This window comes from Streptomyces dengpaensis (assembly GCF_002946835.1).
Classification (GTDB): Bacteria; Actinomycetota; Actinomycetes; order Streptomycetales; family Streptomycetaceae; genus Streptomyces; species Streptomyces dengpaensis.
Window position 1 is genome coordinate 5,880,503 of record NZ_CP026652.1, and the last position, 24,460, is coordinate 5,904,962.

Annotated in this window: 21 protein-coding genes; 11 read left to right on the forward strand and 10 right to left on the reverse strand. The window is 69.6% G+C overall.

Annotated features, from left to right (window positions below; translation table 11 throughout):
* Positions 1–238: 238 nt before the first annotated feature.
* Positions 239–1,867, reverse strand: a complete 1,629-nt coding sequence (locus C4B68_RS27225) for an ABC transporter substrate-binding protein (RefSeq protein ID WP_099499189.1) — start codon at positions 1,865–1,867, stop codon at positions 239–241.
* Between the two features lie 224 nt (positions 1,868–2,091).
* Between C4B68_RS27225 and C4B68_RS27230 the strand changes: the two genes are divergently transcribed.
* The 4 genes from C4B68_RS27230 to C4B68_RS27245 all read left to right on the forward strand — a co-directional run bounded on the left by C4B68_RS27230 (position 2,092) and on the right by C4B68_RS27245 (position 5,504).
* Positions 2,092–2,832 carry a FadR/GntR family transcriptional regulator gene (locus C4B68_RS27230; protein ID WP_099499500.1) on the forward strand — a complete coding sequence of 247 codons (741 nt, stop codon included), beginning with the start codon at positions 2,092–2,094 and terminating at the stop codon, positions 2,830–2,832.
* A 412-nt stretch (positions 2,833–3,244) separates the two neighbouring features.
* A complete protein-coding gene (locus C4B68_RS27235; RefSeq protein WP_099499188.1) occupies positions 3,245–3,859 on the forward strand; it encodes a DUF1266 domain-containing protein in 615 nt (204 codons plus the stop codon).
* A gap of 22 nt (positions 3,860–3,881) precedes the next feature.
* Positions 3,882–4,628 carry a DNA repair protein RecO gene (gene recO / locus C4B68_RS27240; RefSeq protein ID WP_099499187.1) on the forward strand — a complete coding sequence of 249 codons (747 nt, stop codon included), beginning with the start codon at positions 3,882–3,884 and terminating at the stop codon, positions 4,626–4,628.
* 24 nt (positions 4,629–4,652) lie between these two features.
* Positions 4,653–5,504 (forward strand): isoprenyl transferase, encoded by an 852-nt coding sequence (locus tag C4B68_RS27245; protein WP_099499186.1) that lies wholly within the window; start codon positions 4,653–4,655, stop codon positions 5,502–5,504.
* Between the two features lie 249 nt (positions 5,505–5,753).
* On the opposite strand, the gene C4B68_RS27250 is transcribed toward C4B68_RS27245, so the two are convergent.
* The 4 genes from C4B68_RS27250 to C4B68_RS27265 form a co-directional block, all read right to left on the reverse strand.
* The gene (locus C4B68_RS27250; RefSeq protein ID WP_099499185.1) at positions 5,754–6,170 is read right to left on the reverse strand and encodes a Fur family transcriptional regulator; all 417 of its coding nucleotides are present in this window, start codon (positions 6,168–6,170) and stop codon (positions 5,754–5,756) included.
* Positions 6,171–6,227: 57 nt separating this feature from the next.
* On the reverse strand, positions 6,228–7,130 hold the full coding sequence (locus tag C4B68_RS27255; protein WP_099499184.1) for a metal ABC transporter permease: 903 nt from the start codon (positions 7,128–7,130) through the stop codon (positions 6,228–6,230).
* Positions 7,130–7,912: a metal ABC transporter ATP-binding protein gene (locus tag C4B68_RS27260; protein WP_099499183.1), complete on the reverse strand. Its 783-nt coding sequence runs from the start codon at positions 7,910–7,912 to the stop codon at positions 7,130–7,132. The genes C4B68_RS27255 and C4B68_RS27260 overlap by 1 nt, the downstream gene beginning before the upstream one ends.
* Positions 7,913–7,995: 83 nt before the next feature.
* Entirely contained in the window at positions 7,996–8,970 is a 975-nt protein-coding gene (locus tag C4B68_RS27265; protein WP_099499182.1) for a metal ABC transporter substrate-binding protein, read from the reverse strand.
* Positions 8,971–9,194: 224 nt separating this feature from the next.
* Here C4B68_RS27265 and C4B68_RS27270 point away from each other — a divergent pair, with 224 nt between their 5' ends.
* Positions 9,195–10,577 carry a glycine--tRNA ligase gene (locus tag C4B68_RS27270; protein WP_099499181.1) on the forward strand — a complete coding sequence of 461 codons (1,383 nt, stop codon included), beginning with the start codon at positions 9,195–9,197 and terminating at the stop codon, positions 10,575–10,577.
* A gap of 185 nt (positions 10,578–10,762) precedes the next feature.
* Positions 10,763–11,707 carry a DUF4394 domain-containing protein gene (locus tag C4B68_RS27275; protein WP_099499499.1) on the forward strand — a complete coding sequence of 315 codons (945 nt, stop codon included), beginning with the start codon at positions 10,763–10,765 and terminating at the stop codon, positions 11,705–11,707.
* Positions 11,708–11,878: 171 nt separating this feature from the next.
* On the opposite strand, the gene C4B68_RS27280 is transcribed toward C4B68_RS27275, so the two are convergent.
* Positions 11,879–12,931 carry a chitinase gene (locus C4B68_RS27280; protein ID WP_099499180.1) on the reverse strand — a complete coding sequence of 351 codons (1,053 nt, stop codon included), beginning with the start codon at positions 12,929–12,931 and terminating at the stop codon, positions 11,879–11,881.
* Between the two features lie 323 nt (positions 12,932–13,254).
* Here C4B68_RS27280 and C4B68_RS27285 point away from each other — a divergent pair, with 323 nt between their 5' ends.
* Both C4B68_RS27285 and C4B68_RS27290 read left to right on the forward strand, forming a co-directional pair.
* A complete protein-coding gene (locus C4B68_RS27285; RefSeq protein ID WP_099499179.1) occupies positions 13,255–14,259 on the forward strand; it encodes an aldo/keto reductase in 1,005 nt (334 codons plus the stop codon).
* A 26-nt stretch (positions 14,260–14,285) separates the two neighbouring features.
* Entirely contained in the window at positions 14,286–14,882 is a 597-nt protein-coding gene (locus tag C4B68_RS27290; RefSeq protein ID WP_099499178.1) for a TetR/AcrR family transcriptional regulator, read from the forward strand.
* Between the two features lie 44 nt (positions 14,883–14,926).
* On the opposite strand, the gene C4B68_RS27295 is transcribed toward C4B68_RS27290, so the two are convergent.
* Together C4B68_RS27295 and C4B68_RS27300 are read right to left on the reverse strand one after the other, a co-directional pair.
* Positions 14,927–15,133 (reverse strand): hypothetical protein, encoded by a 207-nt coding sequence (locus C4B68_RS27295; RefSeq protein ID WP_099499177.1) that lies wholly within the window; start codon positions 15,131–15,133, stop codon positions 14,927–14,929.
* Between the two features lie 231 nt (positions 15,134–15,364).
* The gene (locus C4B68_RS27300) at positions 15,365–16,810 is read right to left on the reverse strand and encodes an MFS transporter (protein WP_099499176.1); all 1,446 of its coding nucleotides are present in this window, start codon (positions 16,808–16,810) and stop codon (positions 15,365–15,367) included.
* 118 nt (positions 16,811–16,928) lie between these two features.
* On the opposite strand from C4B68_RS27300, the gene dusB reads away from it, so the two are divergent.
* Complete coding sequence (gene dusB / locus C4B68_RS27305) at positions 16,929–18,083, forward strand: tRNA dihydrouridine synthase DusB (RefSeq protein WP_099499175.1); 1,155 nt, start codon at positions 16,929–16,931, stop codon at positions 18,081–18,083.
* Between the two features lie 42 nt (positions 18,084–18,125).
* Positions 18,126–18,653, forward strand: a complete 528-nt coding sequence (locus tag C4B68_RS27310) for a hypothetical protein (RefSeq protein WP_099499174.1) — start codon at positions 18,126–18,128, stop codon at positions 18,651–18,653.
* A 16-nt stretch (positions 18,654–18,669) separates the two neighbouring features.
* Here the strand turns inward: C4B68_RS27310 and C4B68_RS27315 are convergent, their stop codons facing one another.
* Both C4B68_RS27315 and C4B68_RS43545 read right to left on the reverse strand, forming a co-directional pair.
* Positions 18,670–20,607, reverse strand: a complete 1,938-nt coding sequence (locus tag C4B68_RS27315) for an amylo-alpha-1,6-glucosidase (protein ID WP_099499173.1) — start codon at positions 20,605–20,607, stop codon at positions 18,670–18,672.
* Positions 20,604–22,763, reverse strand: coding sequence for an MGH1-like glycoside hydrolase domain-containing protein (locus tag C4B68_RS43545; protein WP_373682173.1), 2,160 nt, complete (start codon positions 22,761–22,763; stop codon positions 20,604–20,606). Before C4B68_RS43545 ends, C4B68_RS27315 begins: the two co-directional genes overlap by 4 nt.
* 119 nt (positions 22,764–22,882) lie before the next feature.
* Here C4B68_RS43545 and C4B68_RS27330 point away from each other — a divergent pair, with 119 nt between their 5' ends.
* The gene (locus tag C4B68_RS27330) at positions 22,883–24,121 is read left to right on the forward strand and encodes an ROK family transcriptional regulator (protein ID WP_180289154.1); all 1,239 of its coding nucleotides are present in this window, start codon (positions 22,883–22,885) and stop codon (positions 24,119–24,121) included.
* Positions 24,122–24,460: the final 339 nt, after the last annotated feature.

The following is a 24,460-nucleotide window of genomic DNA, read 5'->3' on the forward strand; positions in this document are numbered from 1 at the left end:
CGAACTCCCTGCACGCTAGGGCCTGTCCGGCGGATCAGGTTGGGGGAAAGTAACGGTGCCTTATAAACACAGGTGAGCGGGGCTTGGTGCGTCCGGATGCAAGGCGGAGGAGGGAGTCGACTCGATGGGGGTGCCCCCGCGCGAGCGCATTCGAGCGTGGGGGAGTCGGCGAGTGACGACAATGCCGCAGATGGGCGTGCCAAGCCCCGCGTCTCCGACATGATCCGCCGGACAGGCCCTAGACCCACTTGGCCTGAAGGAGGTTGATTCCGGGGTACGGCTGCGCCCTTATCCCGGAGAGCCTCTTCGGGTTCCACGCGGTCATCAGCTCGTTGTGCACGACCGGGTAGAGCACGGCCTCCTCGGCGACGATGTCGATGTAGTCCTGGATCATCGTCTTCTTCTTGTCGGCGTCCGGCTCCTGCGTCGCCGCGTCCATCTCCTTGAAGAGCTGCTTGGCGACGGAGTTGCCGGCCCAGCGGGCGTACTGCATCCACAGGTTCTCGGGGCCGTAGTTGTAGTGCATGATCAGGTCTGCATCCAGCCCGAACTGGTTCGGGTTCGAGGCGGCCGCGACGACCTGGTAGTCCTGCTTCTGGTCCATCTTGGTGAAGACGGCCGTCGTCTCCTGCGGCGAGAGCGTGGTCTCCACGCCGATCGCGTCCCAGGACGACTTGATGGTCGGCAGGCAGTCGACGATCCAGCTGACGTTCACCGCGAGGATCTCGATCTTGAGCCCCGAGACCCCGGCATCCTTCAGCAGCTTCTTCGCCTTCTCGGGGTCGTACGAGTAGACGGTCTTCGCGGGCCGGTAGAAGGGGTTGCCCTCGTTGAGGAACGACGATGACGGCTTGCCGTGCCCCTTGAGCGCGACCTCGACCATCTTGCCGGTGTCGATGGCGTAGTGCAGCGCCTGCCGGACCCGTACGTCGTCGAAGGGCTTGTGCTGGGTGTTGAACATGAGGAAGAGGTTGTTCATGCCCGCGCCGCCCTGGACGGTCATACCGCCCTGCTTGAGCTGCTCGATATTGGCGTACGGGATGTTGTCGGCGATCTGCGCGCCGGCACTCGACCCCGAGATCTTCGCGACGCGGGGCGCGGCATCCACTATGGTCAGCCAGTTCATCTTCTTGAACGCGGCCTTGCGCGGCCCGTTGTAGTCGGCGAACGCCTCGAAGGTCGTGTTCGACTTCGGGTGGTGCGCGGTCTGCCGGTACGGCCCCGAGCCGATCGCCTTGCCCTTGATCGCGTCGTCCCAGGCGCCCGGCTGGGAGAAGACGTGCTTCGGCATGATCTTCGCGAGGGTGAGCCGCGAAATCCCGTCCGGGAAGGGGAACTTGAGGACCAGCTCGACGTTCTGCGCGTCGATCTTCTTGACTTCCTTCAGCCAGCTGGCGAAGAAGCCCTTGGCGAGGGTCGGCGTCTTCGGGTCGAGGATCCGGTCGAAGACGAAGACCACGTCGTCGGCGGTGACGGGCTTGCCGTCGTGGAACTTCGCGCCCGCGCGCAGCTCGAACTTCCACGAGGTGCTCGTGAGGTCGGCGGGGACCTGCGTGGCGAGCGCGGCATACGGCTCGCGGGAGATCGGGTCGGTGTCGAGCAGGCCCTCGTAGATGTGGTTGTTGGCCGCCATGCAGAAGGCGGACGCGGTCTGAGTGGGATCCCAGCTGCCGTCGTTCCCGTAGCCGATGACGGCCGTCAGGGTGGCGTTCTTGCCGCCGCCGCCGTCGTTGGTGTCGTTCGTGGACTCCGGCCCGGACGAGCAGGCGGCCAGCGACGAGGAGAGGGCGGCGGCCGCCCCGAGGGCGCCGGTGTACTTCAGGAACGCCCGGCGGTGCAGCGCCGGAGTGTTGGTCACGTCGCGCACGGTTCCTCCAGCAAGGAGTGGTGGGGAGATACGACGTCCTACGTCATAGGGGGCAGCGTGACCATAAGAGGGGCGGTGAGGGCGGTCAAGGGCTCGCACACGAATGGCGTATCTTCCAGAGGTACGACCAATGGCGGTGTGAAACGGGGTAGTTGGCTTCCATTGACGCCAGTAGGCGTTTAATCAGTCCGGAGGTGGGACGTCCGATGTCCAGCGAGCGTACGATGCGGCGCATGCCTGAGGAGACCGAGAACCGGCGTCGGCCCGAACGCCGGGTGAGCAGCCAGATCCAGCGCGAGGTCATGCAGCTGATCCTCGACCGCAAGCTCCCGGCCGGTGCGCCGCTGCCCACCGAGACCGAGCTGATGGCCGACCTCGGCGTGAGCCGCAACTCCGTCCGCGAGGCCCTCAAGGCCCTGCAGGCACTCGACATAGTCGAGATCAGACACGGCTACGGCACCTACGTCGGCCAGGCCTCCCTGAACCCCCTCGTCGACGGCCTCACCTTCCGCACGCTCGCCCAACTGGACGACGAGACCGGTGCGTTGGCGGAGATACTGCAGGTCCGCGAGGTCCTGGAGGAGGGGCTGATCAGCCGGGTCGCGGCGACCCTCTCCGAGGCGGAGCTCGACCGCCTCGAATCCGTGGTGGTCCAGATGGAGGCGGCGGGCAGTGAAGGCCGCCCCTTCCCCGAACTCGACCGCGAATTCCACGAGTTGCTGTACGCCTCCCTCGGCAACGCCCTCGTCCCGCAGCTCCTCGGCGCCTTCTGGACCGTCTTCCGCCGCGTCGCCGGCGTCCGCGGCTGGACCGACGACCCGGCCCCCGAGGTGACCGTCCGCCGCCACCGCGACATCATCACCGCCCTGCGCGCCCGCGACGTCGAGGCCGCTCAGCGGGCCATGGCGGACCACTTCAGGGGGATCGAGGCGAGGGCGGCACAGGCTTCGCGGGGGGTGAGCTGATCCTCGCCCCTCCGGCCCCTGAGGAGCGGGGTTCCGGGGCGGAGCCCCGGGGAACTGCCCGCCGGCCGCGCCGAGGCCGGGCCGCCTCGTATGAGTGAAGGTGCCGGGTTCCGGCTTGCGATTCCGCTGGCCGAGGCCCGGTACGCGGCGTACGTGGCTGATCGGAAGAAGGAGCAGCCGATGAACTCCGTCCAGGCGCGGGGGCACCGCGACCGCCGTGGAGCGGCTGCGCGCGGCGACGGCGTAGGCGAACGCGCGCAGCCGCGGCGAGGTTCCTTGAAGGGGCGGGACCCTTGAGCGACTTGAACTTGAAGGGGTGCCGGGACGGGCGGCGGGTGCCCGGAATGGCGGAGACGCGGCTTGTGTTCCTGGCTTGAACCCCTGAGGAGGGAGTGACGTAGGGTGCGGCCGCATGGCGATATGGAACCGTCGCAAACCGAAGGCGACGCGCAAGTACCCCGTTCCGCTCACCATGCACCAGCTGTGGATGGTGTCGCTCAGCGCGCCCGTGAACTGGGACAAGGATGCCTCGCGGACGACCCTGTACCCCTTCACCCGCATCGACGACGACAAGGCCGGGCAGTGGCTGGCGGACAAGTGGGAGATCACCTCGCGTGAGGCGCTGGTCCGCCGGCTCGACGGCCTCGCGCGGACCGGATACCGCACCCGGGCGCTGCAGCGCCTCGGCGTCGAACCGCTGGCGTGGGATGCCGGACTGTACGTGGACCTCTCCCGCAGGGGATTCGCGTGCGGCATGCTGAGCGAGGCCGAGACGTGGACGGCGCTCAAGAACATCGTGCCGGCGGTGGTGCGGTCGTACGCCTCCTGGAATGAGTACGCCGAGCACTACCTGCTGGGACGGTCGGTCTGGCGGGAGGGTCTCCCGGGCCCGCGCGATGCGAACTTCCCCGCCCCGCAGTCCGCGTCGGACGCCCATCTGAAGTCCCTCCTGGACCCGGCGAACAAGTCCAGCCCCTGGAACCAGGCCCCCTGGGATGCGATCAGCCACCCCGACCACGCACGCTGACTCCGTACGCGAGAATGGGCCCATGAGCCTGTTCCGCGACGACGGCATCGTGCTGCGCACCCAGAAGCTGGGTGAGGCGGACCGGATCATCACGTTGCTCACACGCGGTCACGGGCGCGTACGGGCCGTAGCCCGTGGCGTACGGCGGACCAAGTCGAAGTTCGGGGCGCGGCTCGAACCCTTCTCGCACGTGGACGTGCAGTTCTTCGCGCGGGGGAGTGAGCTGGTCGGGCGCGGGCTGCCGTTGTGCACGCAGAGCGAGACGATCGCTCCGTACGGTGGCGGGATCGTGACCGACTACGCGCGGTACACCGCCGGGACGGCCATGCTGGAGACCGCCGAGCGGTTCACCGATCACGAGGGGGAGCCCGCGGTGCAGCAGTATCTGCTGCTGGTCGGCGGGCTCCGCACCCTCGCCCGGGGGGAACACGAACCCCACCTCGTCCTCGACGCCTTCCTGCTGCGCTCCCTGGCCGTGAACGGTTACGCGCCCAGCTTCAGCGCCTGCGCGAAGTGCGGGATGCCCGGACCGAACCGGTTCTTCTCGGTCGCGGCGGGAGGTTCCGTCTGCGTGGACTGCCGGGTGCCCGGCAGCGTCGTACCCTCGCCGCAGACCCTGGAACTGCTCGGCGCGCTGCTTACGGGAGACTGGGAGACCGCGGACGCGTGCGAGCCGCGGTACGTGCGGGAGGGGAGCGGGCTGGTCTCCGCTTACCTGCACTGGCATCTCGAGCGTGGACTGCGCTCACTTCGCTACGTAGAGAAGTAGAAAAGCAAGGGAGACGAGAAGCACATGGTCGTACGCGGGATCCTGGGGCGTCAGCGCCGGGAGTACAAGGCGCCGCAGCCGCACCCGTCCGGTGCCCGCGCGCCGAAACTCCCCGGCGAGCTGATCCCCCGCCATGTGGCGATCGTCATGGACGGAAACGGTCGCTGGGCCAAGGAGCGCGGGCTGCCGCGCACCGAGGGTCACAAGGTCGGCGCCGAGCGCGTGCTGGACGTGCTGCAGGGCGCGATCGAGATGGGCGTCGGGGCGATCTCGCTGTACGCCTTCTCCACCGAGAACTGGAAGCGCTCGCCCGACGAGGTGCGCTTCCTGATGAACTTCAACCGCGACTTCATCCGCAAGACCCGCGACCAGCTCGACGAACTCGGCATCCGGGTGCGTTGGGTGGGCCGTATGCCCAAGCTGTGGAAGTCGGTGGCCAATGAGCTGCAGATCGCCCAGGAGCAGACCAAGGGCAACGACCGGCTGACCCTGTACTTCTGCATGAACTACGGCGGCCGCGCCGAGATCGCGGACGCGGCGCAGGCGCTGGCGGAGGACGTGAAGGCGGGGCGGCTCGACCCGTCCAAGGTCAGCGAGAAGACCTTCGCGAAGTACCTCTACTACCCCGACATGCCGGACGTGGATCTCTTCCTGCGGCCCAGCGGTGAGCAGCGCACCTCCAACTATCTGCTCTGGCAGAGCGCTTACGCCGAGATGGTCTTCCAGGACGTGCTGTGGCCCGACTTCGACCGGCGTGATCTGTGGCGGGCTTGCGTGGAGTTCGCGTCGCGGGACCGCCGGTTCGGCGGTGCGGTTCCGAACGAGGAGCTGCTCGCGATGGAGGCCGCGATGAAGGGCCGCCCCGGGGACGAGTGACCCGCCCTGCGGGCGGGGCGCTTCCGCTCCCGCTGTGGGCAATCTTCCCGCTCCCGCTGTGCCGGGTGCCGCTGACCACAAGGGCCCCCGGCACTGGGGCTGAGATCGGGGGTGGGCACGCAGCCCGGCGTTGAACGGGGTGCCGCTGTGCCCACCCGTGCCGCCTGGGGGTCCCCCACGCCCTTAAGGCAGTGGGGGAGGCACGATTGCCCACAGCTACGTCAGGCTCAGCGGCACGACTGCCCACAGCTAGGGCTTACGCGCCGCGCACTCCGCGCACGTGCCGAAGATTTCCACCGTGTGGGCGACGTTGACGTAGCCGTGCTCCGCGGCGATCGCTTCCGCCCACTTCTCGACGGCCGGGCCCTCGACCTCGACCGCCTTGCCGCAGACGCGGCAGACGAGGTGGTGGTGGTGCTCGCCGGAGGAGCAGCGGCGGTAGACGGACTCGCCGTCGGAGGTGCGCAGGACGTCGACCTCGCCGGCGTCGGCGAGGGACTGCAGCGTGCGGTACACGGTGGTGAGCCCGACCGAGTCGCCCTTGTGCTTGAGCATGTCGTGGAGTTCCTGCGCACTGCGGAACTCGTCCACCTCGTCGAGCGCTGCCGCCACGGCGGCACGCTGCCGGGTGGAACGGCCTCGTACAGGCGATCCAGCAGTTGTCACCGTTGCCTCCTCACGTCTGCCTTGCCCGGTCATTGTGCCAGCCCGGACAGCGGGCGGTCAGACGCCGACCTTGTTCTCCTGATCGCGGTTCGCCGGAATCGCGCACTCCGCCGGGTCCCCGGTGGCCTGCGCGGCGGCGAGTGCTCGGGCCCGGCGGCGGGCCAGCGGAGTCGCCAGCGCCGTCAGCACGATGAACGCGCCGATGGTCAGCAGCACGATTGTCGCGCCGGGCGGTACGTCCTGGTAGTACGACGTCACGGTGCCGCCGGTCGTCACGCTCACGCCGATGGCCACCGCGATCGCGAACGTGGCCGCGAAGCTGCGGCTGAGCTGCTGGGCCGCCGCCACCGGGACCACCATCAGCGCGCTCACCAGCAGCAGGCCGACCACCCGCATCGCGACCGTCACCGTCACCGCGGCCGTGACCGCCGTGAGCAGGTTCAGGGCGCGCACCGGCAGGCCCGTCACGCGCGCGAACTCCTCGTCCTGGCTGACCGCGAACAGCTGGCGGCGCAGGCCGAGCGTGACCAGCAGAACGAAGGCGGCGAGCAGGCAGATCGCCGTCACGTCGCTCTCCGACACCGTGGAGAGCGAGCCGAAGAGGTACGAGTTCAGGTTGGCGTTGGAGCCGGTCGGCGCGAGGTTGATGAACATCACGCCGCCCGCCATACCGCCGTAGAAGAGCATGGCGAGGGCGATGTCGCCGCGCGTCCTGCCGTACCAGCGGATCAGTTCCATGAGGACGGCGCCGAGGACCGAGACGGCCGTCGCCATCCACACGGGCGACCAGGAGAGCAGGAAGCCGAGGCCGACGCCCGTCATCGCCACGTGGCCGATTCCGTCGCCCATGAGCGCCTGGCGGCGCTGCACGAGGTAGATGCCGACGGCGGGCGCGGTGATGCCCACGAGGACGGCGGCGAGCAGGGCCCGCTGCATGAAGGCGTAGTCGAGGAAGTCCATCAGCTCAGCAGTCCCGTCCGGATCGGTTCGGCGTCGTGAGCCGCGTGCGGGTGTACGTGGTCGTGGCCGGGCAGCGCGTGCTGGCCGACCGCCCGCGGGGGCGGGCCGTCGTGCAGGACGCAGCCGTCGCGCAGCACGACCGCGCGGTCGATCAGCGGCTCCAGGGGGCCGAGTTCGTGCAGGACGAGCAGCACGGAGACGCCGGCCGCGACCTGCTCGCGCAGCGTCGCCGCGAGCACCTCCTGGCTGGCCAGGTCGACGCCCGCCATCGGCTCGTCCATGATCAGCAGTTCGGGCTCGGAGGCCAGGGCGCGCGCGATGAGGACGCGCTGGTGCTGGCCGCCGGAGAGCGCGTTCACGGAGTCCTTGGCGCGGTCCGCCATGCCGACGAGGTCCAGTGCCTTGTGTACGGCCTCGTGGTCGGCCTTGCGCAGCACGCCGAAGCGGGCGCGCGACAGCCGCCCGGAGGACACCACCTCGGTCACCGTCGCGGGCACGCCGCCCGCGGCCGTCGTCCGCTGCGGCACGTACCCGACGCGCCCCCAGTCGCGGAAGCGGCGCCGCGGGGTGCCGAAGATCCCGATCTCGCCGCCGCTGACCGGGACCTGCCCGATGATGCTGCGCACGGCGGTGGACTTGCCGGAGCCGTTTGCGCCGAGCAGCGCGACGACCTCGCCGCGGTGCACGGTGAGGTCGATGCCGCGCAGGACGGGGCGCGAGCCGAGTTCGGCGGTCACTGAGCGCAGGGATATGACGGGTTCCCCGAGCTGGTCAGCCTTCATGGCTCGCGCCTTCCGTCCGTCGTGTTCCGTACCGCGTACTGCATGTTGAGTGCTGCATGTTGAGTGCCGTGTTGCGTGCTGCGTTACTTCGCGCCGAGAGCCTTCTCCAGCGCGGTCAGGTTCGACTTCATGACCGCGATGTAGTCATCGCCCTTGGACTTCTCGGTGATGCCCTCAAGGGGGTCGAGTACATCAGTCTTCAGTCCGGCGTCGTCCGCCAGGGTCTTCGCGGTCTTGTCGGAGACCAGTGTCTCGTAGAAGACGGTGGTGACGCCGTCGGCCTTGGCCTCCTCCTGGAGTTCCTTGATCCGGGCCGGGCTGGGCTCGCTCTCGGGGTCGAGGCCGGAGATGGCCTCCTGGGTCAGGCCATAGCGCTCGGCGAGGTAGCCGAAGGCGGCGTGGTTGGTGAAGAAGACCTTCGACTTCGTGTTCTTCAGACCGTCCGCGAACTCGGTGTTGAGGGCGCCGAGCTTCTTGACCAGGGCCTCGGCATTGGTCTTGTAGTCCGCCGCGTTGTCCGGGTCGGCCTTCTCGAAGGCCTTGCCCACACCCTCGGCGAGCTCGGCGTACTTCACGGGGTCGAGCCAGACGTGCGGGTCGAGGGCGTGCTCCTCCTCGGAGTGCTCTTCCCCGGCGTGCTCTTCCTCGCCCTCGTGGCTGTGGCCGGTGCTGCCGTGGTCCTCGAGCGTGGTCAGCGTGGCCGCGTCGATCTTGGTCTTGACCCCGGACTGCGCCACGGCGTCGTCGACGGCCGGCTGCAGGTCCTTGATGTAGAGGACGGCGTCCGCCTCCTGGAGCTGCGCGGTCTGCTGGGCGCTGATCTCCAGGTCGTGCGGCTCCTGACCGGGCTCGGTCAGGTTCGTGACGTTCACGTGCGTCCCGCCGATCTCCTCGGCGAGGTACTGCATGGGATAGAACGACGCCACCACGTCGAGCTTCCCGCTGCTCTTGGCGTCGTCGGACCCGGAGGCGTCGGAGCAGGCCGAGAGGACTCCGAGACCGAGGGCGGTGGCCGCCGCGACCGCGGTGCCGGATATGAGGCGTCGTCGTACGTTCATGACACTCATTTTCAACAAATCTGGAAACGATTGTCAACAAGCCCTTGGTTTGCCTTGCGTAAAGGGCTCGGCGCGGGAGCCGGTCCCGGGAGTCGGTCCGGGAGTCGATATGGTTCGGTATGCGAGTCGATATGGCTCACTACGCGAACCGATTTGATACAGGGGTGGGCGGCGCCGGTAACCTGAATCATTCGCTGCCGTCCGTTCGTAATGAAGAGAGCACCGTGGCCGCCGACAAGATCGACACCATCGTCAGCCTGAGCAAGCGCCGTGGCTTCGTTTACCCCAGTAGTGAAATCTACGGTGGTCAGCGCGCCGCCTGGGACTACGGCCCGCTCGGCGTCGAGCTCAAGGAGAACATCAAGCGCCAGTGGTGGCGTTACATGGTCACCTCCCGTGAGGACGTCGTCGGCATCGACTCGTCGGTGATCCTGGCCACCGAGGTCTGGGTCGCGTCGGGTCACGTCGCCACCTTCACCGACCCGCTCACCGAGTGCACCTCCTGCCACAAGCGCTTCCGCGCCGACCACCTGGAGGAGGCGTACGAGGCCAAGCACAACCACCTCCCGGAGAACGGCCTCGCCGACCTCAACTGCCCGAACTGCGGCAACAAGGGCACCTTCACCGAGCCCAAGCAGTTCTCGGGCCTCCTGTCCACCCACCTCGGCCCCACGCAGGACAGCGGCTCCGTCGCCTACCTGCGCCCCGAGACCGCCCAGGGCATCTTCACCAACTTCGCCCAGGTGCAGACCACTTCGCGCCGCAAGCCGCCGTTCGGCATCGCCCAGATGGGCAAGTCCTTCCGCAACGAGATCACGCCCGGCAACTTCATCTTCCGCACCCGCGAGTTCGAGCAGATGGAGATGGAGTTCTTCGTCAAGCCGGGCGAGGACGAGAAGTGGCAGGAGTACTGGATGCAGGAGCGCTGGAACTGGTACACCGGCCTCGGTCTCCGCGAGGAGAACATGCGCTGGTACGAGCACCCGGCCGAGAAGCTCTCCCACTACTCCAAGCGCACCGCCGATATCGAGTACCGCTTCCGGTTCGGCGGCAACGAGTGGGGTGAGCTGGAGGGCGTCGCCAACCGCACCGACTACGACCTCTCCGCCCACGCCAAGGCCTCCGGCCAGGACCTCTCCTACTTCGACCAGGAGGCCGGCGAGCGCTGGACGCCGTACGTCATCGAGCCCGCGGCCGGTGTCGGCCGCGCGATGCTGGCGTTCCTCCTCGACGCCTACGTCGAGGACGAGGCCCCGAACGCCAAGGGCAAGATGGAGAAGCGCACGGTGCTGCGCCTCGACCCGCGCCTGGCGCCGGTCAAGGTCGCGGTGCTGCCTCTTTCCCGCAACCCGGAGCTGTCGCCCAAGGCCAAGGGCCTGGCCACCGCCCTGCGCCAGCACTGGAACATCGAGTTCGACGACGCCGGCGCCATCGGCCGTCGCTACCGCCGCCAGGACGAGATCGGCACCCCGTTCTGCGTCACGGTCGACTTCGACACGCTCGACGACAACGCGGTGACGGTGCGTGAGCGCGACACGATGAAGCAGGAGCGCGTGTCGCTCGACCAGATCGAGGGCTACCTCGCCTCGCGTCTGCTCGGCTGCTGAGTCGCCGCTCGTAGCTCCTCGTAGTTCTGGGAGCTTGTCGTAGGGATTGCCCCGGTTCCGTTACGGACGTAACAGACGTAACGGAACCGGGGCTTTTCCCATCCGGTGCCCGTACGGCTTCGAAGGAGAGGTCATGCGCGGCCCGCAGCAGGCGGGTCGCGGTGACGAACCTCCACGGGGGCACCATGCGCAAGCAAGCAGTCATCGCCGCGGCCGTCATGGCCATTGCCATCGGATCCGTCGGCTGTGGGGCGATGGGCGACGGGGGAGCGAGGGCCGACGCCTCCGCTGCCGCCGGGAACGCCGTCGAGAACAAGGCCGGTTTCGCCGCGGGCCTGCCGCGGGCCACCGGCAACCGGCTCACCGCCGTCGGCCTCACCGCCGACCAGCGGCTCGTCAGCTTCCGCACCGACCGGCCCGACCGCACCCTCCCGCTCGGCAAGGTGAAGGGCCTCAAGGGCGACACCAAGCTCGTCGGCATCGACTACCGGATGCAGAACAACAAGCTGTACGGCGTCGGCGACCGCGGCGGCATCTACACCATCCGCGAGATCGGCGCGAAGGCCACGAAGGCCGGCCAGCTGAGCGTGGCCCTGCAGGGCCGCAGCTTCGGCGTCGACTTCAACCCGGCCGCGAACCGCCTGCGGGTCATCAGCGACACCGGCCAGAACCTCCGCCACAACATCGACGACCCGGCGGGCGCCCCGGCGGCCGGTACGACCGCGAGCGACGGCACGCTGACCAACCCGCCGGTCCCGCCCGCCACGGTGGGTGCCACGGCCCAGGGCGTGACCGGGGCGGCGTACACGAACAACGACCTCTCCGCGACGACCGCGACCACCCTGTTCGACGTGGACACGGTGGGCGACCAGGTCTCCGTCCAGTCCCCGGCGAACGCGGGCAACCTGGCCCCCACCGGCAAGCTGGGCGTCGACGCGGGCCCGAGCGCGGGCTTCGACATCTACACGTCCACGCAGAGCGGCACGAACGCGGCGTACGGCGTTCTGACCGTCGGCGGCGCCCAGCGGCTGTACCGCGTGGACCTGCTGAACGGCTCGGTGACGCGGACCGGGACGTTCGACGGCGGCAGGGCGGTGGTGGACCTGGCGGTGCCGCTGCGGCAGGGGTGAGGGGGTGCTTGTGCGGGCCGTATGACGGGTCTTGTACGGGCCGCATGCCGGACCTTGTACGGGCCATATGACGGGCCTTGTGCGAGTTGCGGCGGCCCCGGCGGGGGACGGCATGAGCAGGGCGTTCCTGTCGGCCATCCCCTCCTCTGCCGGGGCCGTTCGCGTGGCGGGTCAACGGCCTTGCAGGGCCTTGACGTTGTCGCCGAAGGTCCAGTTCTTCGAGCCGTCCCAGTTGATGGACCAGGTCATCAGGCCCTTGAGGCCGGTGCCGTAGTGCCGCCACACCTGGGAGACGAGACTCGGTGACATGTAGCCGCCACCGGCGCCCGACTGGGCGGGCAGGCCCGGGACTTGCTTGTCGTACGGCACTTTGATCGTCGTACCCTGCACGACCAGGCCCCTGTCGAGGCAGTCGGTCTGGGCGACGAAGCCTTCGACGGTACCGGCGGAGTAGGAGTCGCCGGAGCAGCCGTACATGCTGCCGTTGTAGTACTGCATGTTCAGCCACCACAGGCGGCCGTTGTCCGCGTACTTCTTGATGATCGGCAGGTACGCCCCCCAGATCGAGCCGTACACCACGCTGCCGCCGGTGACGTACGCCGTCTCTGGGGCCATGGTGAGGCCGAAGTTGGACGGCATCTGCGCGAGGATCCCATCGATGATGCGGATCAAGTTAGCCTGAGACGGGGCGAGTTGACTGATGTTGCCGCTGCCGACCAGGCCCGTCTCGATGTCTATGTCGATGCCGTCGAAGTTGTACTTCTTCAGGATCGGGATGATGGTCGCGACGAAGCGGTCGGCGACGGCCGTCGAGTTGAGGTCGATGCCTGCCGTTGCGCCGCCGATGGACAACAGGATCGTCTGGCCGGCCGCCTTGGCCGCGCACATCTCCGCGGGCGTCGCCACCTTCACACCCGCGTCCATGCCGTCCTCCCACAGCGCGGTGCCGTCGGAGCGGATGACGGGGAAGGCCGCGTTGATCACGTTGTAGCCGTGCGCGGCGATGCGGGAGTCGGTGATCGGGGTCCAGCCGAAGGGCGGGTGGACCCCGTTTGCGGAGCCGTCCCAGTTCTCCCAGTAGCCCTGGAGGACCTTGCCGGCGGGCTTCGACTTCACGGCGCAGGTGTCGGCCGCGGATGCGGTGGGGGCGGTGCCGATCGACAGTGGAACGAGGACGGCCGCCGTTAACGCGACGGCGAGTAAGCGCAGCTTCCGATGGATCATGCGGGGCCTCCCGGTGGGGTCGGGGTGGTGTGGGGTGGTGTGGGGTGGTGTGGGGCTGGGCTGTCGTAGGCATGACAGTGCTCGCGGTCCAGACCTGTCGTCAATAGGTCTGGACCAGATGTGGGGGCGGTGGCGGGTGACGCTCGCGGATGGCAGCCAACGGCTGACAGCTGACGCAGCGCGGCTGACGGCTGACGGCTGACGGATAACAGATGACAGCTGACAGATATCGGATGACAGATGACAGCTGACAGATATTGAAATCTGTCAGCTGTCATGTCATGGTGGATGCGCAACCCCCACACGGACACCAAGGAGTCCTCATGCAAACCCGTCCCCTCGGATCCACCGGCCCCCAGGTCTCCGCCCTCGGTCTCGGCTGCATGGGCATGTCGGCGCTGTACGGCGATGCCGACCGGGCGGAATCCATCGCGACGATCCACGCCGCCCTCGAGGCGGGCGTGACCCTGCTCGACACCGGTGACTTCTACGGCATGGGCCACAACGAGATGCTGATCGGCGAGGCGCTGCGCGGTGTTCCCGCGGCGCTGCGCGAGCAGGCTCTGACCAGCGTCAAGTTCGGCGCACTGCGTGACCCGAACGGTGGCTGGTCGGGGTACGACGGCCGCCCGGCGGCCGTGAAGAACTTCGCCGCCTACTCTCTGCAGCGCCTCGGTGTGGACCACATCGACGTGTACCGGATCGCGCGAGTCGACCCCGATGTGCCGATCGAGGAGACGGTCGGGGCGATCGGGGAGCTGGTCGAGGCCGGGCACGTGCGGAACATCGGGCTGTCGGAGGTCGGTGCGGACACCATCCGCCGGGCCGCCGCCACCGCGCCCATCTCGGACCTGCAGATCGAGTACTCGCTCATTTCCCGTGGCATCGAGGAGGAGATCCTGCCGACGGCCCGGGAGCTGGGCATCGGCGTCACGGCGTACGGTGTGCTGTCCCGCGGGCTGATCTCCGGCCACTTCACGGCCGACCGGAAGCTCGCCGCGAACGACTTCCGCGCCATGAGCCCCCGCTTCCAGGGAGAGAACCTCCAGCACAACCTCGCTCTCGTCGAGGCGCTGCGGAAGATCGCCGAGCAGAAGGGTGCCAGCGTGGCGCAGATCGCGATCGCGTGGGTGCTGTCGCGCGGCGAGGACATCGTGCCGCTCGTCGGTGCGCGCCGCCGTGACCGTCTGACGGAGGCGCTGGGCGCGCTGGACGTGACGCTCGACGCGGGCGATCTGGCCGCGATCGAGGCAGCGGTGCCGGCGGGCGCCGCCGCTGGCGACCGCTACCCGTCGGCGCAGATGGCACACCTCGACAGCGAGCGCTGACAGTACCGGCAGGTACGGTTTTCGCCATGGCATCGACCACCGAAGCACTGAACGCCGAGCGCATCCTCGAAGCGACCGAGGAGGTGCTGCGCCGCCACGGGCCCGCCAAGGCCACCGTGGTGGACGTGGCCCGTGCGCTCGGCGTCAGCCACGGCAGCGTCTACCGCCACTTCCGTACGAAGGTGGCGTTGCGGGAGGCGGTCACGAAGCGCTGGCTGGACCGCACGACGCAGACGCTGGAGCAGATCGCCGGGACCCGCGACGAGACGCCTCCTGTGGCCCTGCGGCACTGGCTGGGCGCGCTGTTCACCGCCAAGCGGCGCAAGGCGGGGGACGACCCGGAGCTGTTCGCCACCTACACGGTGCTGCTCGGCGAGGCCAGCTCCGTGGTCCAGGAGCACATCGACGAGCTCGTCGGACAGCTCAACCAGATCGTGTTCCGCGGCGTGCAGGAAGGCGACTTCACGGCCGTGGACGGCGACTCCGCCGCGACGGCCCGCGCGATCTTCGATGCCACGAACCGCTTCCACGACCCGTGCTATGCCCACGAGTGGGAGCAGCCGGGCATCGAGGCCGAGTTCTCGACCGTCGTGAGCTTGGTCCTGCGCGGCCTGCGCCGCTGACCGGCGCCCGGGTCCCGGCGGTAACCGTCCGCCGGGTTCCGGGCCTACGCCTCGGTGGGATCCACCGTCGCCTGATGCGCCTCCGCCAGGTGTTCCTCGGCCTTCAGCCAGGGCAGGAACTGCGCGCCTTTGCGCCAGCCGCACGTATCGCATCTGATCGTGCGCTGCACCCCGGCACGTTGGACGCGTACGACGTGTTCGCGGCCGTGCTGGTCCCAGCGGCTTACCTTGCTCGTGTTGATCTGCAGCATGACATGACACCTCCTGGTGATACCGCTCCCTACCGCCTCAGCTTGCGCAGCAAGGAGTGTGCAGCATGGCGAAGATCAACGGGGGTTCTTGGGCGGCGAGTTGAACGACCGGTCGGCTGCTGTTCACGATCCGTCGCAGTGGCAGTCTCCACAGCTGCAGGCGCCAGACCCCGCTCACCTGTGTTGACAGGGCGCCGTCGCCTCTCGCCGACCGGATCCGCCGGACGGGCCCTAAGCCCGTACGCCCGCCCCGTCCCGTAGCTCCACAGCCTCCAGCCGCTCCGCCGTGCGCTCTGCCGTCCTCCGTGCCCAGCGTCCGCTGGTCAGCGCGCCCACGAGCAGGACCGCGAGGCCGCAGCCGGCGATGATCCACCAGCCGGGGCGAGCGGCCGGCACGAAGGTGTCGTTGTACGCCGACGCCCGCACCCCGGACGCCAGCACCGCGCCGACCACGGCGACGCCGAGCGTGGCGCCGATCTGGCGGCTCGTCGAGGCGACCGCGGCGGCGACGCCCGCCTGGGTGCGGGGCATGCCGGAGACGGCGGTGTTGGTGATGGGGGCATTCACGAAGCCGAAGCCGAGGCCGAAGAGGACGTAGCCGAGGACGAGTGTGACGTTGGACGACTCGGCATCGAAGGCTGCGAACAGGATGCCGCTCGCGGTCGTCGCGACCCCCGCGATCAGCAGCGACAGGCGTGGGCCGCGGCTGCCGACCAGCCGTCCCGACAGCGGTGCGCACACGAAGCACATGGCCGCCATCGGCAGCATCCACAGGCCCGCGTCGAGCGCGTTCAGGCCGCGTACGGTCTGGAGGTAGAGCGTCGACAGGAAGAGGAAGCCACTGAGCGCGGCGAACGCGCTGATGGCGATGACCGTGGCCCCGCTGAACGGCGCCGAGCGGAAGAAGCGCAGGTCGATGAGCGGTTCGGCGCGCCGGGGCTCGTACCACAGGAGCCCGAGCAGCGCGGCGACGGCGATCGCGCCGAAGACGGCCGTCTTGAGTGCGCTGGAGTGGGGCGCCTCGATGATCGCGTACGTCAGTGAGCCGAGCAGGGCGATGACGAGGAGCTGGCCGACAGGGTCGGGGCGGCGGGCCTTGGGGGCGCGGGACTCGGGGACGTAGCGCAGGGTGAGCAGGAGCGCGGCCAGGCCCACGGGGAGGTTGATCCAGAAGATCGACCGCCAGCCGACCGAGTCCACGAGCAGGCCGCCGACCAGGGGGCCGGCGGCCATCGAGATGCCGATGACAGCGCCCCACGCACCGATGGCGCGGGCGCGTTCGCGCGGGTTCGTAAAGGTGTTGGTGATGATCGACATCGCCACCGGGTTCAGCATCGAACCGCCGACCGCCTGCACCATGCGGAAGGCGACGAGCGAGTCCAGGTTCGGGGCGAGGGAGCACAGCGCCGAGCCGAGCGTGAAGACGACCAGACCCGCCATGAAGACCTTGCGCCGCCCGATGCGGTCGGCGGTCGAACCCGCGAGCATCAGCAGCGAGGCCAGCACCAGCGTGTACGCGTCCATCGTCCACTGCAGGCCCGCGACGCTCGCGTGCAGTTCCCTCTGCATCGAGGGGAGGGCGACGTTCAGAACCGTGTTGTCGAGGCTCACGATCAGCAGGCTCATGCAGCAGATCGCGAGCACCAGCATGCGTTGGCGATGGCTGATCCCCGACATGCCACCAGAGTACGCCGTCTTCGATAGTGCGTCTAACTAATGACTGCCGCTGTGATCTCTGTCATGCACGGGCGGACCGTCGTACCGTGCACCGGTCGGCGTACGCGACAATGGGGGAATGTCCACGACCGCCCTCGCCCCCGCGTCCACGCTGTCGATCGGCCCCCACGCCGTGCAGCCGCCCGTCGTCCTCGCGCCCATGGCCGGGATCACGAACGCGCCGTTCCGCACGCTGTGCCGTGAGTTCAGTGGCGGCAAGGGCCTGTTCGTGAGTGAGATGATCACCACGCGGGCGCTGGTCGAGCGCAACGAGAAGACCATGCAGCTGATCCACTTCGACGCGACCGAGACGCCGCGCTCGATCCAGCTGTACGGCGTGGACCCGGCGACCGTCGGCAAGGCCGTCCGCATGATCGCGGAGGAGGACCTGGCCGACCACATCGACCTGAACTTCGGCTGCCCGGTCCCGAAGGTGACCCGCAAGGGCGGCGGCTCCGCCCTCCCGTACAAGCGCAACCTGCTGCGGGCGATCCTCCGCGAGGCCGTCAGCGGCGCCGGGGACCTTCCGGTCACGATGAAGATACGCAAGGGCATCGACGACGACCACATCACCTACCTCGACGCCGGACGGATCGCGGTCGAGGAGGGCGTCACGGCCATCGCCCTGCACGGCCGCACCGCCGCCGAGCACTACGGCGGCACGGCGGACTGGGACGCCATCGCGCGCCTCAAGGAACACGTGCCGGAGATCCCCGTCCTCGGCAACGGCGACATCTGGGCGGCGGAGGACGCGCTGCGGATGGTGCGCGAGACCGGGTGCGACGGGGTCGTGGTCGGGCGCGGTTGCCTGGGGCGTCCCTGGCTGTTCGGCGACCTGGTGGCGGCCTTCGAGGGCCGCACGGACGCCTACGCCCTCCCGGCGCTGCGCGAGGTCGCGGCCGTCATGGTCCGCCACGCCACCCTGCTCGGCGAGTGGATCGGCGACGAGGCGCGCGGCGTCATCGACTTCCGCAAGCACGTGGCCTGGTACCTGAAGGGCTTCGCGGTCGGCTCCGAGATGCGCAAGCGCCTCGCGATCACCTCGTCGCTGGCCGAACTCTCCGAGGGGCTCCACGAGCTGGACCTCGACCAGCCCTGGCCGCTCGGCGCCGATGGACCCCGCGGTCGTACGTCCGGCAACAACAGGGTCGTCCTGCCGGACGGCTGGCTGAAGGACCCGTACGACTGCGCGGGCGTGGGCGAGGACGCGGAACTGGACACGTCCGGGGGGTAGCCCGTCTCGACACGGGGACGTCGGCCCCGGACACTGAGCGGTGTGACGGACGGGGCGGTGTGGGTCGCGGTGTTCACCGGGGCGACCGCGGTGCTCGCGAGTTGGGTGACCACTCTGGGCAATGCCCGGGCGGCGAAGGTCCAGGCGGAGGCGTCGGCGTGGGCCCAGCAGCGCGACCGGATCCGGGAGCTGCGGCGCGCCGCCTATCTGGACCTCATGGAACAGGCGCACATCACGGGCGAGTTGTACTGGAGAGTGGGCGACGCATACGCCCAACTCTCCGCCCCTGACGGCCGCTTGGCGCGCATTCAGGAACTCCGCGTCGAACTGCGCACGGCCTTCGACCCGCTGATGCGCTGCGTCAGGGTCGTTCTTCTGGAAGGCCCGGCCCCGGCCGCCGAAGCGGCCGTGGCCGTGCAGGGGGCGGCTTTGGAGGCCAACCGCGCGCTGTGGCGGATCACGGAGGGCGACTCGGGCGCCCGCGAACGCTTCGACGAGGCACACGGAGTGTTCCGCCGCCGGCTGGAGCGGTTCGTCGAGGCGGCCCGGAATGCCATGACCGCCTCCTAGCGCCTTTCCAGTACTACTACGCGCCCCCCACCGCCGTCAGCAGCGCCAGCGGTGCCGCCGCCGACCTCGACTCCCGTACGCACGCGTGCGGGTAGGGCACCGGCTCGCCGTGGGTGTCGCGGCCGTAGCCCGCGAGGACCTCGGGGAGGCGGTGGCCGGCGGCGGTGGCCGCGTCGACGAGGGCGTGGGCGACCGTGCGGGCCTCGTCGTGCAGGCCGTAGCGGGCGAGGCCCAGGGTGATCAGCGCGTTGTCGTGGGGCCAGACCGAGCCGCGGTGGTACGAGAGCGGGTGGTACGCCGGCTGGTCGGCGGCCAGGGTGCGGACGCCCCAGCCGGAGAAGAAGTCCGGTTCGAGGAGGCGGCGGCCGACCAGTTCGCCGTACTCCTTGTCGAGCAGACCCGACCAGAGCAGATGGCCCGCGTCCGACGCGAGGGCGTCCACGTGGTGGCCGTCGCCGTCCAACGCCAGTGCGGGGAAGGCGTGTTCGTCCATCCAGAAGTCCCGCTGGAAGCGGTCGCGGAGGTCACCGGCGGCCTGTTCGAGGAGGGCCGCGTAGACCTCGTCGCCCCAGACCGTGCGGGCCAGCTGCGCGGTGCGGCGCAGCGCGTCGTACGCGTACCCCTGCGCGCCCGCCGCCATCACCGGGCCGCTGGGGCGGCTGCCGTCGGCCGAACAGATGGCGCCCGGGGAGTCCTTCCAGTTCTGGTTGGCGAGGCCGCCGCCGTCCGCGCGGTAGACGAGATAGCCGCGCGAGGTCAGACCGCCGTGGTCCAGCATCCAGCCGATCGCCGCGCGGGCGTTGGCCTCGAGGCGGCGGGCCAGGGAGACATCCCCCGTCTTCTCGGTGTACGCGCCGAGCAGCACCAGGAACAGCGGCGTCGCGTCCACCGAACCGTAGTAACGCCCGTACGGCACCTGCCCGAAGTGCGCCAGCTCACCGTGCCGCACCTCGTGCACGATCTTGCCGGGCTGGGCGACCGCGCCGGCCCCCGGCTCCGTCGCCTGGGTCGCGGCGAGCGCGGGCAGCGTCGCGGCGGCGAGGTGGGGACGGTAGGGGAGCGCGAAGAGGGAGGTGAGCAGCGCGTCGCGGCCCAACAGGGTGAGGAACCAGGGGACTCCGGCCGCGGGGACGCGCAGTTCCTCGCCGTCCGGGCCCGTCGCCGGGATCTGCAGCACCGCCAGGTCGGAGAGGCCCCGCGCACAGGCAGCGGCCAGCTCCGGCCAGCCGGTCGGGAAGGGCACGCCCTGCGCGAACTCCCCTTCCAGAGCAAGGAGTTGTTCAGTGGCGGCGGCGGGGGAGAGCGGTACCCGGGGTTCCCGCGCGGCGCCGTGCGGACGCGCCGCGACCCGCAGCGACAGCTCCGCCGAACCGTGCGGTTCGAGATCGAGGGTCCATACGAGGCGACGCGCGCCCGTGCCCGTCTCCTCGACGCCGTCCGGGGCGGGCTCGGAGGTGACGGTCGTGGACGACCGCCACTCGCCGCGCCGATAGCTGAACTCCACGCCGTCGTCGAGGACTTGACGCTGACGGACGACGCCTGTCTTGGCGTACGTACGGTAGTCCGAGCGCAGCTCGAACTGGTCCGTGAAGTCGGCGTCCGCGGTGACCGCGATACGGACCGTCGTGGGCGCCGGGCGGTTGCTGGTGACGCGTAACGCCTCCACGAACGCGCCGTCGGCGACGGCCTGTTCACGGAAGAGCGTGTATGCGGGCGGCTCGTTGCGGCCGCCGCGCGGCACCAGTACGCAGCGTGCCGTGTCGCCGTCCGCGACCGGAGAGAGCGCCTCGGGCACCGCGCCGTCTACGGTCAGCTGCCAGCGGCTGAGGTGCCGGGCGTCGCGTACGAATAAGCCGTCCGGGGAGCTGCCGCTCCGGACGCCGCTGATGTCCCCGCCGTCGCCTACGACGGCGAACGTCCCACCGTGCACGAGCAGATGATGCCGGTTCGTCATCCCCGGTCCCCTCCCTTGGCGCCCGTCTCGATTGCGCTCTGTCCCATTGGGCTGTGTGTCGTCGTACTGTGCGCGGTTGCGCCGTGTGCAGTGGTGCTGTGCGGCGTTGTGCCGTGTGCGGTGGTGCTGTGCGCCGTTGTGCTGTCCGTCTTGTCGAACGCGGAGTGCCCCGGGTGGGACACGACATGGTCCGCCTGGTCCGCCCACGAGGGCTCATGCAGCAGGTCCAGCGTCAGCGCGGCCGTCCAGCTGAAACCGAACGCCCCGCAGGCCTCGCCGGTGTACGGATCCACGTACTCCGCGAACCCGGACTCCCCGGCGGTGTCGAGCAGAGCGGCCCGCAGTTCGTCCGCCCGCCCGTGCTCCCCGTGCAGCCGCAGCCCGCGCTCCAGCAGCCAGTTGGTGTTGAACCAGGCTGGCCCCCGCCAGTACCGATGCGGGTCGAACGCGTGCCCGGTGAGGTCGTAGCTGGGCACGAGCCGCGTGTCCCCGCCGAGCCCGAAGTGCGGTCCGCTCGCGGTGCGTACGAGCGCGGCGGCGATGTCGCGCGGCAGCGCGGGGAGGATGAGCGGGAGCAGCCCGGCGACACTGCGCTTGGCGATGAGGGCGCCGCTGGGAGAGCGGCGCTCTGAAACGCGAGTGTTGCTCTGCGAGCACTGCTCTGAAGCGCGAGTGCTGCTCTGAGAGCACTGCTCTGAAGCGCGAGCGCCGCTCCGGGAGCGCGGCTCCGATTCGTGAGCGCCGCTGCTGGGAGAGCGGTGCTCTGAAGCGCGTGGGCTGGACCGCGAGCACTGCTCTGAAGCGCGAGCACCGCTCGGGGAGCGCGGCTCCGATTCGTGAGCGCCGCTGCTGGGAGAGCGGTGCTCTGAAGTGCGTGGGCGGCACCGCGAGCACTGCTCTGAGGCGCGAGCGTTGTCCTGTGAGCGCCGCTCCGATTCGCGAGCACCGTTCGGCGAGCAGCACCGCTCCGGACCAAGAGCACCGCTCCGAGACTCCTGGTCACATACGCGAGCACCGCTCTCGCCCCGAACATTCTCGCCCCCACTGTTCGCGGCCTCGCCGTACACATCCCGGCAGAAGAACATCCCCTCCGCCGGATCCCACAGCCGCTCCACGAGCGCAGCCGTGAGGCGCTCGGCGCGCGCGTGCCGAGCGGTCCCCGTCGCGCCCAGTTCCTGGGCGATGCGCGCCAGCGCGTGTTCCGACGCGATCAGCAGGGCGTTGAACGCCGGGTCCTCGACCGCGAACTCGCCTGCCCGTCTCCCGCCACCACCCTCAACCGAGGCCCTGCGGGCCACCCCCTCGTCTTCCCCGTCCGCGTATCCACGGTCCCGGTAGTCGGTGGCGAGGCGCACGTACCGCCCGTAGTCGAGGTCCGTCGGACGGTCCTCGGGGGTGCCGTGGTCGAGGTCGGCACGGCGGAAGGAGCGGGACGGGGCCGGGGTGACGCGGCTCAGCGGGGCGTCCCAGCAGGGGCTGTTGTCCATGCCCTGTTCCCAGGGGTGGACCACGGACGCGAGCCCTCCGCCGCCCAGGTCCCGGCGGTGCAGGAGATAACGGTGCCAGGCCGCAAGCCTGGGATACATCCGGGAGAGGAACGAACGGGCCCGTGACAGGCCCGGATCGGCCCGGTGCACCAGCCACACGGCGAGCGCGTGCACCGGTGGCTGCACGATGCCCGACGTCTGTACGGTGCGCGGGGCGCCCGCAGCGCGCCCCGCGGTCGAGGAGCGCCAGAAGTCGGGGCTCGGGAAGTACGCGTCCAGCGGCACGGAGGGGTTGAACACGATGTGCGGGATCCGCCCGTCGGCCCACTGCGCGCCGAGCAGGGTCGCCAGCTCCACCTGCGCCCTCAGCGGGGACAGATGGCGGAGTCCGATCGCGATGAACGCGGAGTCCCACGACCACTGGTGCGGATACAGGCCGCGCGAGGGCACCGTGGACGTTCCCGTCCAGTTGCCGTTCAGTACCCGGGCCGCCCTGAGGTGCAGTGACCCCGTCAGCTCGGCGGAATCGTATACAAGTGATCCGGAATGGGTGATCCCGCCCGGACCGGGCGAAGGGGGCGGGCCGGAAGGGTGCGCGGGACTGCCGGAGGCGCGCGGGGGAGTTGCGCTACCCGTGCGCAGGGCGGTGAGCTGGGTTCTGCGGTCCACTCAGGTCTCCCCGAAGACGTCCGGCCGACCAGTTCGGCAGTAGCTACCGTAGGGTTACGTCTATTTAACACGCAAAACTCAATATGTAATGCTGAGTTGGGGAACGCAAGAGGGTGCCCATGACAGGAAGGGCGGGGAGAGCCGTGAAGGCCGGGAATCAGGCAAGCGCCGGAGATCTGCTCGAACTCGTGCGCAGCGGCCGGGCGACGACGCGCGGCGCGCTGCAGCAGGCAACAGGGCTGTCGCGGGCTACAGTCGGCCACCGGCTCGACCGGCTCTTTCGCGCGGGCTGGCTGCGTGAGGGCGCGGGAGGCCCCGTCGACTCCCCGCTCGGCGGGCGCCCGTCGATCACCCTCGAATTCGACGACGCCCATGCAGTCGTCCTCGCCGCCGACCTCGACACCCGGCACGGCCGGGCGGCCGTTCTCACCCTGGCCGGCGAGATCCTGGCCGAGCACACGGGTGCCCTGGTGATCGACGAGGGGCCGGAGGTGGTCCTCGGCGAACTCGGGCGCTGGTTCGCCGAGTTGCTGGAGAAGGCGGGGCAGCGCGCGGACGCGGTGTGCGGCATCGGGCTCGCGGTGCCGGGTCCGGTGGACAGCGACACCGGCCGCGTGGTGCAGCCGCCGATCATGCCGGGCTGGGACGGCTACGACATAAGAGGCCGCCTGGGCCGCGCCTTCGCGGAGCACACAGGAGCCGGGGCCGGGGAGGGCGGCACCCGGGTTCCCGTACTCGTCGACAACGACGCCAACCTCATGGCGTACGGCGAACAGCGCACCGGATACCCGGACTGCTCGGCGTTCGCCCTGGTCAAGGTCTCCACCGGTATCGGCGCGGGCATGGTCGTCGGGGGCAGCATCTACCGGGGCGTCGACGGAGGCGCCGGCGACATCGGGCATATCCGGGTCGGGGCGGACGCGTTGTGCCGGTGCGGTGCGTACGGCTGTCTGGCCGCCGTCGCGAGCGGTGGCGCGGTGGCGCGCAGGCTCGCCGAGTCCGGGGTCCCGGCCGCCTCCGGATCGGATGTGCGCGACCTGCTGGCGGCCGGGCACCCGGAGGCGACGGCGCTCGCGCGGGAGGCGGGGCGCCAGGTCGGTGACGTACTGGCCACCGTGGTGACGCTGCTCAACCCCGGCGTGCTGATGATCGCCGGAGATTTGGCCGGAACTCCCTTCCTCACGGGCGTGCGCGAACTGATGTACCAGCGGGCGCTGCCCCGCTCCACCGCTCATCTGGACGTGGTGACCTCGCGACTCGGCGAGCGCGCCGGGCTCGTGGGCGCCGGGGCGCTGGTCGTGGAGTACCTGTACGCGCCCGAGCGGGCCGAGGAGCGGCTGGCGGCGCTGGGCGTGTGACGTCCACGCGTTGCATCGGTGTCATCGGTTTCACCGGTGGTTCAGGGGTGTGTGTCATCCATGTGTCCTGTCCGGAATGAGGTCCGCATGGTGAAAACTGGCCGCCTCGTCTAGCGTGATTCTCGCCACCCTTGATAGGGGTAGCGCTCAGATGAGCAAATCTTGGGCGGTTGCACTTCTCCAAAGGGTGGCACTGAGTGCCACCCTTTGATCGTTCATCGATCGAACTCAGACGTGCCGGATAGCGCTCATTTGAGTGCCATATCCGGGCCTACGAGCGTTGATTCGTTCAAGAAGTGAAAACATCCGCCGTGCGATGCTTGCCAAGCTTTGACTTTC

Bases quoted from the DNA above. Each gene is read 5' to 3' on its own strand.
- C4B68_RS27300 (WP_099499176.1), bottom strand. From the start codon at position 16,810: ATGTCGGGGATCAGCCATCGCCAACGCATGCTGGTGCTCGCGATCTGC.
- C4B68_RS27275 (WP_099499499.1), top strand. From the start codon at position 10,763: ATGCGCAAGCAAGCAGTCATCGCCGCGGCCGTCATGGCCATTGCCATC.
- C4B68_RS27235 (WP_099499188.1), top strand. From the start codon at position 3,245: ATGGCGATATGGAACCGTCGCAAACCGAAGGCGACGCGCAAGTACCCC.
- C4B68_RS27315 (WP_099499173.1), bottom strand. From the start codon at position 20,607: ATGACGAACCGGCATCATCTGCTCGTGCACGGTGGGACGTTCGCCGTC.
- C4B68_RS27290 (WP_099499178.1), top strand. From the start codon at position 14,286: ATGGCATCGACCACCGAAGCACTGAACGCCGAGCGCATCCTCGAAGCG.
- C4B68_RS27280 (WP_099499180.1), bottom strand. From the start codon at position 12,931: ATGATCCATCGGAAGCTGCGCTTACTCGCCGTCGCGTTAACGGCGGCC.
- C4B68_RS27330 (WP_180289154.1), top strand. From the start codon at position 22,883: ATGACAGGAAGGGCGGGGAGAGCCGTGAAGGCCGGGAATCAGGCAAGC.
- dusB (WP_099499175.1), top strand. From the start codon at position 16,929: ATGTCCACGACCGCCCTCGCCCCCGCGTCCACGCTGTCGATCGGCCCC.
- C4B68_RS27245 (WP_099499186.1), top strand. From the start codon at position 4,653: ATGGTCGTACGCGGGATCCTGGGGCGTCAGCGCCGGGAGTACAAGGCG.
- C4B68_RS27295 (WP_099499177.1), bottom strand. From the start codon at position 15,133: ATGCTGCAGATCAACACGAGCAAGGTAAGCCGCTGGGACCAGCACGGC.
- C4B68_RS27265 (WP_099499182.1), bottom strand. From the start codon at position 8,970: ATGAACGTACGACGACGCCTCATATCCGGCACCGCGGTCGCGGCGGCC.
- C4B68_RS27260 (WP_099499183.1), bottom strand. From the start codon at position 7,912: ATGAAGGCTGACCAGCTCGGGGAACCCGTCATATCCCTGCGCTCAGTG.
- recO (WP_099499187.1), top strand. From the start codon at position 3,882: ATGAGCCTGTTCCGCGACGACGGCATCGTGCTGCGCACCCAGAAGCTG.
- C4B68_RS27255 (WP_099499184.1), bottom strand. From the start codon at position 7,130: ATGGACTTCCTCGACTACGCCTTCATGCAGCGGGCCCTGCTCGCCGCC.
- C4B68_RS27285 (WP_099499179.1), top strand. From the start codon at position 13,255: ATGCAAACCCGTCCCCTCGGATCCACCGGCCCCCAGGTCTCCGCCCTC.
- C4B68_RS27230 (WP_099499500.1), top strand. From the start codon at position 2,092: ATGCGGCGCATGCCTGAGGAGACCGAGAACCGGCGTCGGCCCGAACGC.